The organism is Parabacteroides leei (assembly GCF_023369805.1).
Lineage (GTDB): Bacteria > Bacteroidota > Bacteroidia > Bacteroidales > Tannerellaceae > Parabacteroides > Parabacteroides leei.
On sequence record NZ_JAMBQG010000008.1, the window covers coordinates 193165 to 205865 of the forward strand.

Here is a 12701-nt window from a genome sequence, read left to right on the forward strand (position 1 = left end):
CTCCTATCTTTAAAACACAGGCAAAAGGCCGCTGCTATACAACTCCCCCACTGTATGATACATGGAATGTTCCGTCTCCAGCAGAATCATATTGTTCTCCGCCGCCACTGTCAACATCTCGTCTGTCGCCCGTTTTCCTCTGACGAAAAGGATACAGGAGACATCTGCCATTTCGGCCGTACGGATCGTTTGCAGATTGCATAGTCCGGTGATGAGAATTACTTCATTACAATCCACCGTCAGCACATCACTCATCAGGTCGCTGGCAAAAGCGCACTGCACTTCATGGTCTAGCTTATCGCTTCCGCATGCTACGGTCGCTTCGGTAAGTTCTTGTATCTGCTGAATCTTCATAATGTATGCAAGGTTTAATTTCGTGACGCCAATGTAAGAAATATTTTTTAATAGATACCTGTTAGTTTATATTAATTACTATCTTTGGTAGCAATAAATAAAATTCTAAAGTTATGTTTAGCAAAGAAACGTATATGGCCCGCAGGGCTAAACTGAAACAGACTATCGGTTCAGGTTTGTTGCTTTTCCTCGGAAATGATGAATCGGGTATGAACTATGCAGATAATACATACCACTTCCGCCAGGATTCCACCTTCTTATATTTCTTCGGACTTTCCTACGCCGGATTGTCTGCCATCATCGATATTGACAACGATAAAGAAATTATTTTCGGCGACGAACTGACCATCGATGCAATCGTATGGATGGGTACGCAGCCTACCCTGAAAGAAAAGAGTGAAGCTGCCGGTATAACCGAAGTTCGTCCGTTTAAAGAAATAGAAACTTATCTGAAAGCTGCACAGCAGAAGAGCCAGCGCGTTCATTACCTGCCTACTTACCGTGCCGAACATCAGATCAAGCTGTTCCAGTGGCTGGGTGTAGTACCGGGCGCAGAACAACCTTCCGTTCCTTTTATCATGGGCGTTGTTAACCAGCGTAATTATAAGACAGCCGAAGAAATCGTTGAAATAGAAAAGGCTTGTACGGTAACAGCCGATATGCATTTGACTGCCATGCGTACCGTTCGTCCGGGAATCCGGGAAAGCGAAGTGGCAGCAGCTGTTGCTGAAGTGGCTTTTGCAAACGACTATCAACTTTCTTTCCCTATTATTGCAACAATCAATGGCCAGACATTGCACAACCACGACCATAGCAATATGATTAAGAGTGGCGATATGCTGTTGTTGGATGCCGGTGCAGAAACGGAAATGGGTTATGCCGGTGATATGTCGTCTACCATTCCTGCCGACTCAAAATTCACTACCCGCCAGAAAGATATTTATGATATCCAGGTAGCTGCACACGAGGCTGCTGTGGCAGCACTGCGTCCGGGCATTCCTTTTGTAGATGTTTACGAGTTGTCTTGTAAAGTGATCATGGAAGGTCTGAAAGATCTTGGTTTCGTTAAAGGTGATCCGATGGAAGCAGTAAAGGCAGGTGCTCACGCTATGTTCATGCCGTGTGGATTGGGTCACATGATGGGATTGGATGTACATGATATGGAAAATCTGGGTGAAGTATATGTAGGTTACGACGGACAGCCGAAGAGTACGGAATTCGGCCGTAAGTCCCTCCGCCTGGGACGTAAACTGGAACCGGGCTTCGTTCTTACTATCGAACCGGGTGTTTACTTTATCCCTGAACTGATGGATTTATGGAGAGGCCAGAATAAATTCACCGAATTTATCAATTACGAAAAACTGGTCACTTATAAAGATTTCAGCGGTATCCGTAACGAAGAAGATTACCTGATTACCGAAGACGGTGCCCGTCTGCTCGGTAAAAAGATACCTTTGCACACGGAAGAAGTGGAAGCACTGAGATAAGCATTATGCAGTTGCCTGGAATAAATGAACTTGTTTTATCACTCGTTCTTTACTCTACATAGTAGAAAACAACGTTCAAACTGTTCACCGTTCACCCATCAGAGGCTAATGCGTTGTAAAACAGTTAATAAAACGTTTAAAATACAGGTGAAGGGGTTCCTGAAAAGGTGAAGGGTTGGCTTAAACCCTTCACTTTCATTTTTTTCATATTACTTATTATTAGTACTTATACTTATGCCCATTAGTCCGTAAGTCAGGACCGATTAAGCCAAACATTATCTCCTATTCGCTTAACGACCTGGGTCGTTAAGCTTACCGAGCACCGTCATCAAGCTTACCGACAATGGTCTTTCAGTTTATAAGTTATAACTAAAGGATTAGTTGGTAGTAGGTTTAAAGATAATAGACAATAAGAGGAATAATAGAAAATCCCCGTAAAGAAGTTATTACCTTTCTTTACGGGGATTTTCTATTACTCCTTATCTTTCTTAATAAGCAAACATATCAGCGTTAACAGGTATTTCTTTACCATCGGCAGTCAGTACCTTCAATTGAAGCAGGCCGCCGTTGCTGTCGAAGTATTTCACCTGGATCGGATGCAAACCTTTCGCTAATGCTTTCTGGCCTACCACTTCACGCGGAGAGTGAGGGCCGTCATTATCGACAACCATTTCCCCGTCGATCGTCAGCGTACTTCCATCGTCGGACATCAGGTTGAAGGTGTAAATGCCATCTTCAGGGGCATTGAAATAACCGGATACAACCAGGCCGATGTTACCTTTTACATCAGCCGGGATAGTTACTTCAGACACTTCATAAGTGCCATTGACCGGAGCCTTTTCAATATCTGCACATTTATTGCCTTTGAACTCATGCCATACGGCCTGCAAACCTTTCTTTGAAGGAGTTGCTTCTACGGCCGGAGCATATTCGCTCTTGATATAACGGGTCTTTACGATATCGCCTTTCTTTCCGTTCGGACGGAAAGTGCGGAAGGTAAAGTCTGTTGTTTCCGTTACTTTGATCGGTTCTGTATACTGCGGAGACTCTAATGTCGGGATACTACCGTCGGTTGTATAATGGATTTCTGCACTCGGATCAAGACAAGTTATCGTTACGGTTCCTTCGCCAATGAAAGCATTCGTATTGTTGAAACCTTCCAGGTCCGGCATACGATAATTCACATTCATGATGTTCAGGCGTGGGAACTGTTTCACCATTCTTTCCTTGAAGCCGTCCCAGTTCTTTACGGAAGGATCGCTCCATGCCAGTTCGGCCATTGCCATCATACGGGGCATAATCATGTACTGTACACGTTCGAACGACGGAATCCATTCACACCACAGATTAGCCTGAATACCCAGGATCAAAGCCTTTTGTGCATCATTCAACGATTCGAGCATCGGATTGAAGTTGTAAACGCCCGGCAGGGAATTTTTATCCTGTTGATAGTCGAAGTAAAAATTAGCGTTCGGTGAAAGGATAGCATGGTTACCTTGTGCCGTTGCATCAGGAACCGATTGCGGATGCCAGGTACGCCACCACATGATTGTTGCCGTCGGAGAAAGTCCGCCTTCCAGGATTTCATCCCAACCGATCATTTCTTTTCCGTTTTCGTTGAAGAATTTCTCCATATTATGAACGAACCAGGCCTGCAACTCTTCTTCTGTTTTCAGTCCGTTATCTTTCATCCGTTTCTGGCAATCCGGGCATTTCTTCCAGTTTGTCTTTTCCACTTCATCCGCACCCAGATGGACATATTTATAAGGGAAAAGAGGGATTATTTCGCTGTAAACATTTTTACAAAATTCAAGGGCCGAGTCTTTACCCGGACAAACCGGAGAAGAGAAAATAGATCCCCACCCTGTTTCATTGAAACAGGAAACACCTGAATAGTTGCTTACAGCAGCCAACATGTGTCCCGGCATATCCACCTCGGGAATTACATCGATACCACGAACGCCGGCATATTCTACGATCTCTTTAATATCATCCTGTGTATAAAAACCTCCATATAAAGTATCGCCCTGTGTTATACGTAACTTCCCGGCCGGTAATTCAAAGTCCGGATTATCCTCCGCTTTAGCCCGTCTCAAGCATTCGCGATCCTGACTGTTAAAGGTACGCCAGGCTCCTTTTTCCGTAAGCAACGGATATTTCTTTATTTCGATACGCCAACCCTGGTCGTCGGTCAGATGCCAGTGGAATTTGTTCAGCTTATAGAGAGCCATCATATCGAGCAATTCTTTCACTTCTTCTTTTGTTGAGAAATGACGTGACACATCCAGCATCATCCCTCTCCACCCGAAACGCGGTGCGTCTGTGATCTGGACGGCCGGAACACCCCAGGTAATATCCGCTACTACTTCCGGTGATTCGATCTCTGCCGGCAGAAGCTGGCGAAGCGATTCGATACCGGAGATTACGCCACCATATGTATTTCCTTTGATCTGAATTTTACCGGAAGACACATCCAAAGTATAGGCTCCTTCGTTTTGCCCTGCAATATCACTGACTGCAAGGGAAATGTCGCCATCTCCTTCGCGTACATTATATATATAGCCGGTTGCACGGGATAACAAGTCGGAAAGATAGTTGGCTGCCGGTAATAATTGTTTGTCGGCAACACCGATATTCATACCGTCTTTCAATGTGAACTCGCCATTGACATTCTTGATCTGTTTGGGGATAGGAATAATAGATACATCATGTGCCACAGGCGTTGTGGGCGAACATGCACTCAGCAATAATGCTCCGGTAAGGGAACAAGCTGCAAAAAATTGTTTATACATTTTTATTGTGTTTATTTGTTTGGTAATAAATTGGAAGCAAAAATACAAAAAAAGAGCTGTTCTTGTTGGGTAGAACAGCTCTTTTTAAATAATAATCTACTGATTAAATCTTATTCATAACTTCAGCCAATTGATCCGGAGTTACATTTGCGGCAATGATCACTCCTTTGTCGTCTATCAGAAAGTTCTTCAAACCCTTTTGCAGGTTAAACTTACCATACAACTCTGACTTTTTTCCCAGTTCTTCACGAAATTGCTTTGTGCCGCTAAGCTTGTCTGCCTTTACCGTCTCGGTAAAGATTGATTCTTTCTCATCGAGAGAAACAGAATACATGGCAATTTTATCCGAACTTAGTTTATTAACTTCATTCCATAATTGAACGTTACGGGCTCGCGATTCAGCATCGTAAGCTGCCCAGAAATTCAGCAACGTGTAACGCCCGGAATGATTTTGGAAACTAATATTACTTTCATTTCCTAAAGACTCTATTCTCGGAGCCAGATCACCAGGATTAGTACCCACGGTAGGTCTCGCTTCTTTTGTAGCGGACGACATTGTTGCCAATGCAACCGTTACAATGAGAACATAAGCTCTTACCTTCATAATGTAATTTTTACGTTAAACTTAATCGGAACATAATCTCCTACGGATAATTACCGGTCTGCAGGCGGTTCTTTGTCAGTTTTCCTTTATGTCCGACTCCTGATTTTCAGGAAAGTAAACAAGTGCTTTTCCTTCGCTAAGGAATTGCGTTCTTGTTTTTAACGGTGGCAAAGATACAGGTAAAGAGTCTCTCCTTCCAAACGATATAACATAAATCGAGTGAAATACAAGGTTTTTTATATGTTTTATTGCATGAAAATCTAGGAAAATAGCTGTTTTATAGCAGGTGGTTAACAATAATTTGCTTTTAAAACAGGGGTAAAATAGATGTTATTTTAACATGAGAAGGAAAAACAAGAACATTAAGTCTGGTTTTAAGGAGATAAAGTCCGACTATAAATCGGACTTTATCTTAGTTTTGTTATTCTTTATAAGGAGAAGGCATAGGCATTCCCTCTTTTATATATTCATCGTAAACGATCGTCGGATGGTCTTGCAGTGATGTCGTATTATATTCCGCTTTGAAATTATCCCGACGGAAATTCTTCAACTTCAGGTTTTCCGTACTGTAAGTACGCAACGTTTCCTTTTTGTTTCCTGTCAATGAACTTTCCACAACTACGGAATCGAGAATGTTCATTTTGGGAGTCAATGTAGGTAGTAACGTCTGCTCCAGCAACCCGCGGTAAGCGCCGATATATTCACACCAGTAAGCGTTGCCTTGCTTAAAAACACGATACGTGTAGTTAGACCATGCTGTTCGGATGTGAATCTCATGTTCCCAGATTTCAATACATGCTTCTGAATCATAGTTAGGATCTTTAATCGTAACTCTTTCCAAGCCATGTGTTTTTTCAACTACTTTGGTTCGCCATTTGTCTGAATGCCGTATTTCGGCAATAATCTCAGGCAGCTTTTCCTTAATTTCAAACTGAATTTTCATCTCGATTTGCCTGCCAGTCAGGACTTATTAAGGTTGCCAGGTTCTAAATTAAATATAACGCGTCTCTAAAAATAACAATTTCATTTGAATTTTTGTTTATTTATATGGCGGAATTTGCATATAACTTGTTTACCTTTGCCTTATAAAACAAAAAACATGGGACTAAAAGACGAAATTATACTGATAAATATAAACGGGGCTGACCGCCCGGGTGTCACCGCCGCCCTTACCGAAATTCTGGCAAAGAATAATGCTGTCATTCTTGACATCGGTCAGGCTGATATTCATAACAACTTATCATTAGGTATTCTTTTCCAGAGTTGTGGAGGAAATTCAGGTGATATTTTGAAAGAATTACTCTTCAAAAGTTATGAATTGGATGTAAATATTCGTTTTAATCCTATTACAGAAGAAGAATATTCCAAATGGGTGAATATGCAGGGAAAGAACCGGTATATTATAACCATTCTGGGACGTATGCTGACGGCAAAGCAAATAGCGGGTGTCACTCGTATTGTTGCCGACCAGGGAATGAACATCGATGACATCAAACGTCTGACAGGACGTATTCCTTTGGATGAAAACTCACGGACTCCGAAGGCGAGTGTGGAATTTTCCGTTCGCGGCACACCGCGTGATAAAGAACTGATGAAGGCTGAGTTCATGAAACTCTCCTCCGAACAGGTAATGGATATCTCTTTCCAGGAGGAAAGTATGTATCGCCGTATGCGCCGTCTTATCTGTTTTGATATGGATTCGACCCTGATCGAAACGGAAGTGATCGACGAGTTGGCTATCCGTGCCGGTGTTGGCGACCAGGTTAAGGCTATTACGGAATCGGCTATGCGCGGAGAGATAGATTTCAGCGAAAGTTTCCGGCAACGTTGTGCCTTATTAAAAGGATTGGATGTCTCTGTTATGCAAGACATTGCAGAAAATCTGCCTATCACAGAAGGGGTTGATCGCCTGATGCGTATTCTTAAAAAGGTGGGCTTCAAGATCGCAATCCTTTCCGGGGGATTTACTTATTTCGGAAACTACCTGAAACAGAAATACAATATAGATTATGTATATGCAAACGAGCTTGAAGTGGTAGACGGTAAGCTGACCGGACGCCATATCGGAGATATCGTCGATGGTAAACGGAAAGCTGAATTGCTTCGTTTGATCGCTCAGGTTGAAAATGTGGATATCCGTCAGACCGTAGCGGTTGGTGACGGTGCCAACGACTTGCCTATGATCAGTATAGCCGGTTTGGGCATTGCTTTCCATGCGAAACCAAAAGTAAAAGCAACCGCCAAACAGTCGATTTCAACGATCGGGCTGGACGGAATATTATATTTCCTGGGATACAAAGATTCATATTTGGAAGAACAAATGTAATTTAAATAAAAGCGTTTATGATAAGACACATTGTAATGTTTAAACTGACAGAGTTTGCAACTCCGGCCGACAAACAGGCTAAAATGCAGGAAATTAAAACAGGTTTGGAAGCTTTGATCGACAAAATCGATGTATTGCGCATGATCCGTGTCGATTTCAACGTAAATCCGGAAGAAACCTGGGACGTTATTCTTACAACGGAACTCGATTCACTGGAGGATGTGAAGACATACGCAAACCACCCCGAACACGTAGCAGTCTCAAAGGGCATTATCGGTCCGGTAAAAGCAGACAGAGCTTGTGTTGACTACGAGTATTAATAAGGCTTTATGAAAGATTTTGATATTGAAGAGCGGGTAAAAAACGCTGTTCAGAACTTTGAATCGGGATACAACTGCGCACAGTCTGTGTTCCTGGCCTATTCGGATGTTTTCGAACTGGATCTGAATATGGCAAAAAAAATGTCTGTCTCTTTTGGCGGCGGTGTAGGCCGGATGCGGGAAGTATGTGGAACGGTAAGTGCTATGGCTATGCTGGCCGGGTTTAAATATCCTGTATTGGACCAGAATGACCAGGAAGCCAGAACAAAGAATTACGCAATGGTGCAGAAAATGTCTAACATGTTTAAGGAAAAGCATGGTACGATTATTTGCCGCAGTCTTTTGCCTGCTGCTGAAGCCAACCAGACTGTTCCTACCCCTTCCGAAAGAACAAAAGAATATTATGCCAAACGTCCTTGCAGCAAATATGTGGCTGATGCAGCCCGGATAGCAGGACGAATGCTGAAAGATGAATTGGATTGATGGCTCAGGCCATCAATCTTATTTGAGAAACATACCCCAGGGTTCTTATTTCACTGAATAAGTTCATGTAAGATGATTGTGCCTTAACATTTACTTTATAGGTGATGATCGCCTTATTCAGCTCATACATAGATTCAAACGAAACACTTACGATATAAATGTTTTTCCCTTCCAGTATTTTACGGACTGCTTTCAGATCCGGAGTCGACGTTGTACAAATAATTGTCAATATTTTATTTACACCGTTCAGGAACATCCTTCTTTCAAGTCTTTCCAGGCTGACTAATATAACGAGTGTCAGTCCCGTACCAATTAATGCCGGAACATACATCCCTGCTCCCACAGCCAGTCCGATAACTGCAACGACCCAGATACAAGCCGCTGTAGTCAGTCCGTGAATACTTCCGTGACTCTGCATAATAGCCCCCGCTCCCAGGAAACCGATTCCGGTAAGTACCTGTGCCGCAATACGTCCCGGATCTCCATTCAGAAAGTCAGGATAACATTGGGGTATCCAGATGGAAATAAGCATGGCTGCCGCTGAACCCATACAAATCAAGGTAAAGGTGCGCATTCCAGCCTCACGACGACGAAACTGGCGTTCTATACCAATAACAGCTCCCAGCAAAAAGCTGACAAATAGTTTTACAGCCGCAGTAGCCGGTGTAATGGTTGTATTTTGGAGTATCTCGTTAATTTGATCAAGCATATTTATTTTCCGTTTTAGTTATTGGCAAATATAGCTAATTATTTGAATATCTCTATATACTTGCCGGGATGGTATATCAGATAAGATAAAGACTTCGGAATTTCAACTATTTGGGGTAAATTTGTCGCATAAAAAAGTGGTATATGAAACAAACATTGAAAGAAAACGGAGGCCTTCCTCCATTGATATTATGGACATTATCTATTGTAGCCGGCATTTCGGTAGCCAACCTTTACTATAATCAGCCACTTCTGAACATGATACGTCAGGATCTTGACGTATCCGAATTTACCACCAATCTGATTGCTATGATTACACAGATTGGTTATGCATTGGGCTTATTGTTCGTTGTGCCATTGGCTGATATGTATAAACGTAAAACGATCATTATTACCAACTTCACTATCCTGACCGTATCATTGCTGAGTATTGCTTTGGCTCCCAATATTCAGATCATTCTTATTGCATCCTTGTTTACAGGAATCTGTTCAATGATACCGCAAATATTTATTCCTATAGCAACTCTTTACTCCAAACCGGAAAATAAGGGACGAAATGTAGGGTTGGTAGTCTCCGGATTGCTTTCCGGGATATTGGTATCGAGGGTAATAAGCGGGCTGGTCGGTGACCTGTTTGGCTGGCGGGAAATGTATTATATTGCAGCTGGCCTGATGGTTGTATGTGGTATTGTCGTAATTACGGTTCTACCTGATATACAGCCTACTTTTAAAGGGAAATACTCGGAACTTATGAAATCCTTGTTTTCGCTGTTGAAAGAATTCCCCTCTCTGAAGATTTATGCAATCCGGTCCGGATTCGCATTCGGTTCTTTTCTGGCCATGTGGTCGTGCCTGGCATTTAAGATGGGACAGGCTCCTTTTTTTGCAAATAGCGATGTTGTCGGGATGTTGGGACTTTGCGGGGTAGCCGGGGCTTTATCGGCTTCACTTGTAGGTAAATATGTGAAAAAAGTGGGTGTCAGGCGTTTTAATTTCTGGGGATGCGGGTTGATCCTGTTTTCCTGGTTATTGCTTTATTGGGGTGGAAACTATTATACTTCTATTATAGCAGGTATAATTATTATCGATATAGGTATGCAATGTATCCAGTTAAGTAACCAATCAAGTATTTTTGAATTATGTCCGTCTGCCTCAAACCGGGTCAATACGATCTTTATGACTACTTATTTTGTAGGAGGTTCGTTAGGCACATTTTTTTCCGGTACGGCTTGGCAGATGTTCGGTTGGGCAGGAACAGCCGGCGTTGGAGTATTACTATGTTGCGCCTCTTTAAGTGTGACTCTGCTGGCGAAGAAATAAAAACGGAGAGGTTTATCTGGGTAAGCCTCTCCGTTTTGTTTATCAACTTATATTGATTACTTTACTTTCGAAATTTCAATAACCCGGCTTGTCAGTTGCTTGCCCGAGAACACTGGAATACCCACTTTCATAAGCAGTTCCCCGGAAAAAGTCTTTCCGTTGCATCTCAGGATAGACTCTGTACCCGGCACCAGGTTGATTTCCTTTACTTCATACTGTGTCTCAGGATTCAATCCCTGCAGACGAACCGGCTGTAAAATCTCACCGTAACGGGGATGAACATCAAATGCAAAAAGAACAGCCTTATCTGTTGTTTCATTAACATACATAACTGCTGAATGATTGCCGTCATAAGGAGAGACCAAACGATACAGGTCACCGTCCATAAGCGCACCACTTAAGCGATTGAAATTCTTAACCGCTCCTCTACAATACTCTTGCTCTGCCGGAGTCATCTCATGAGTGCGGATATCAAATCCGAGTTTACCCATCATGGCCACATCAGTACGGAACTTTATACTGGCACTCTTATTCCAGCTTGTAACATGTGCAGCCATTGTCTTTGAAGGAAAGAAATGAGAATATCCCCATTGGATAAAGATACGTTCAACAGGATCGGTATTATCGCTCGGCCAGAATTCCGTGAAATACTTCAGAGCTTCATAATCGGTACGTCCACCACCACCGGAACAAAGCATCATCGGCAGGTTTGGATATTTGGCCTTAACACGTTCAAGCACATTATAGAATCCTCTTACATGTTCGATATAAAGATGAGATTGTTGATCTTTCAGATACGGAGAATAAATATTAGTGATCGGACTGTTACAATCCCATTTGAAATAGGCGATACCCGGATATTTTGTCATCAGGTTGTCGACAATTCCAAATACATAATCCTGCACTTTCGGATTACTAAGATCCAATACAAGCTGGTGTCTGAAATAATATTCGTCTCTGTTTGGCAAATGAATGACCCAATCTTTATGTTTTTCATACAATTCGCTCTTCGGATTAACCATCTCCGGCTCGATCCACAAACCGAATTTAATGCCTTTATCAGTTGCTTCCTTCACCAGTTTACCGATACCGTTCGGTAATTTTTCTACGGTTTCTCCCCAGTCTCCTAATCCCTGACGATCGCTGCTACGGGGATATTTGTTGGCAAACCAACCATCATCCAATAGGAACATATCGACACCCAACTCCTTCGCTTCATCCATGATATCGACCAGCTTGTCTTCATTAAAATCGAAATAGGTAGCTTCCCAGTTATTCAGTAAAGTAAGACGTGATTTATCTCCATCTTTTACCTGATATTTGCGAGCCCATTTATGAAAATCACGACTGGCTTTACCCTTTCCTTCAGCACTGAAGGTAAAAATAAATTCAGGGGTACGGAATATCTCATTGGGTTTTAGTGAATATTCTGATGCATAGTCATTTATACCGGATAGGATACGTAATTTGTTTTCGTTGTCAACCTCGAATGTAAAACGAAAATTTCCAGTCCAACCGATCGTTCCGAAAAGAACTTCTCCTTCATTTTCCCTGGCATTTTCTTTCAGAGACAATAAAAAGAATGGGGAATTAAACATATTTGCACGGCTTCCAAGCTTTGTATCCAATACTTTTTTCCCAAATGAAAGTTGTTGTTCGGTCATATTTACTTCATGTGCCCAATCCCCAGCAAATTCAGTCAGGAAGTATTTTTCACTATTCATATGGAGAAGTGAAGAAGCATAGTTATATAGTGTAACGGGCTTTTTCTCCTGGTGCGAAATCTCTGTAAAAGATTTGATGATATTTTCTTTTGCATAAGAAACAAAGTGAAGATCGACGGTTACAGGGTATATGTCATCCTTAAGTTTGATGATTGTTTCCGTTACGTCCGGCTGAATTTGTTTAGTCTCATAAGAGATATATTTTAGCAATAAAGAAGGGTTACCATCATTATGCAAAACACGGATAGCCGGTTCAAAATAGTCTTCCATACCATGTGTAAGATAGGCTTCACCACCCAGAGGCAGTTGATCGATATCACTATTGAACCGGAGCTTCTGGCCTAGATACGATTGATATAAACGGCCATTGTTACCAACCTTATATATAAGGCTGATATTATCGGTCGAAATTGGAATAATAACGTTGTCACCTGCTTTTAGCGACATAGATATGACCAGTAGGCATATCAAAGAGAATAGTCTGTTTTTCATGTTCTTTTTTTACTTGATTGTGGTCTATATTTTACTAAAACGAAGAAAAGTGCCTGTTTTGGTTATAACAGACACTTTTCTTATTGAAATA

The 12701-nt window shown here is 42.0% G+C and carries 11 protein-coding genes; 5 read left to right on the forward strand and 6 right to left on the reverse strand.

Going from position 1 to position 12701, the window contains the following annotated elements; genetic code table 11:
* Nucleotides 1–9: 9 nt before the first annotated feature.
* Nucleotides 10–354 carry a hypothetical protein gene (locus M1P97_RS13590; protein WP_195371298.1) on the reverse strand — a complete coding sequence of 115 codons (345 nt, stop codon included), beginning with the start codon at nucleotides 352–354 and terminating at the stop codon, nucleotides 10–12.
* Nucleotides 355–467: 113 nt separating this feature from the next.
* On the opposite strand from M1P97_RS13590, the gene M1P97_RS13595 reads away from it, so the two are divergent.
* The gene (locus M1P97_RS13595; RefSeq protein WP_195371299.1) at nucleotides 468–1841 is read left to right on the forward strand and encodes an aminopeptidase P family protein; all 1374 of its coding nucleotides are present in this window, start codon (nucleotides 468–470) and stop codon (nucleotides 1839–1841) included.
* A gap of 488 nt (nucleotides 1842–2329) precedes the next feature.
* Here M1P97_RS13595 and M1P97_RS13600 read toward each other — a convergent pair whose 3' ends face one another.
* The 3 genes from M1P97_RS13600 to M1P97_RS13610 all read right to left on the reverse strand — a co-directional run bounded on the left by M1P97_RS13600 (nucleotide 2330) and on the right by M1P97_RS13610 (nucleotide 6180).
* A complete protein-coding gene (locus tag M1P97_RS13600; protein WP_195371301.1) occupies nucleotides 2330–4633 on the reverse strand; it encodes a family 20 glycosylhydrolase in 2304 nt (767 codons plus the stop codon).
* A gap of 103 nt (nucleotides 4634–4736) precedes the next feature.
* Entirely contained in the window at nucleotides 4737–5237 is a 501-nt protein-coding gene (locus M1P97_RS13605) for a thioredoxin-like domain-containing protein (RefSeq protein WP_129733669.1), read from the reverse strand.
* A 421-nt stretch (nucleotides 5238–5658) separates the two neighbouring features.
* Nucleotides 5659–6180, reverse strand: coding sequence for a hypothetical protein (locus M1P97_RS13610; RefSeq protein WP_195371303.1), 522 nt, complete (start codon nucleotides 6178–6180; stop codon nucleotides 5659–5661).
* A 156-nt stretch (nucleotides 6181–6336) separates the two neighbouring features.
* Here M1P97_RS13610 and serB point away from each other — a divergent pair, with 156 nt between their 5' ends.
* Genes serB through M1P97_RS13625 form a run of 3 tightly spaced genes read left to right on the forward strand, consistent with a single transcriptional unit; the run spans nucleotide 6337 to nucleotide 8366 of the window.
* A complete protein-coding gene (serB, locus tag M1P97_RS13615) occupies nucleotides 6337–7563 on the forward strand; it encodes a phosphoserine phosphatase SerB (protein WP_195371304.1) in 1227 nt (408 codons plus the stop codon).
* 17 nt (nucleotides 7564–7580) lie between these two features.
* Nucleotides 7581–7883 (forward strand): Dabb family protein, encoded by a 303-nt coding sequence (locus tag M1P97_RS13620; protein WP_195371306.1) that lies wholly within the window; start codon nucleotides 7581–7583, stop codon nucleotides 7881–7883.
* A gap of 9 nt (nucleotides 7884–7892) precedes the next feature.
* Nucleotides 7893–8366 carry a C-GCAxxG-C-C family protein gene (locus M1P97_RS13625; protein WP_195371308.1) on the forward strand — a complete coding sequence of 158 codons (474 nt, stop codon included), beginning with the start codon at nucleotides 7893–7895 and terminating at the stop codon, nucleotides 8364–8366.
* Nucleotides 8367–8370: 4 nt separating this feature from the next.
* Here the strand turns inward: M1P97_RS13625 and M1P97_RS13630 are convergent, their stop codons facing one another.
* Nucleotides 8371–9075 (reverse strand): MgtC/SapB family protein, encoded by a 705-nt coding sequence (locus M1P97_RS13630; protein WP_195371309.1) that lies wholly within the window; start codon nucleotides 9073–9075, stop codon nucleotides 8371–8373.
* A 143-nt stretch (nucleotides 9076–9218) separates the two neighbouring features.
* On the opposite strand from M1P97_RS13630, the gene M1P97_RS13635 reads away from it, so the two are divergent.
* Nucleotides 9219–10394 (forward strand): MFS transporter, encoded by a 1176-nt coding sequence (locus M1P97_RS13635; RefSeq protein WP_249389369.1) that lies wholly within the window; start codon nucleotides 9219–9221, stop codon nucleotides 10392–10394.
* Nucleotides 10395–10450: 56 nt separating this feature from the next.
* On the opposite strand, the gene M1P97_RS13640 is transcribed toward M1P97_RS13635, so the two are convergent.
* The gene (locus M1P97_RS13640) at nucleotides 10451–12610 is read right to left on the reverse strand and encodes an alpha-galactosidase (RefSeq protein WP_195371313.1); all 2160 of its coding nucleotides are present in this window, start codon (nucleotides 12608–12610) and stop codon (nucleotides 10451–10453) included.
* Nucleotides 12611–12701: the final 91 nt, after the last annotated feature.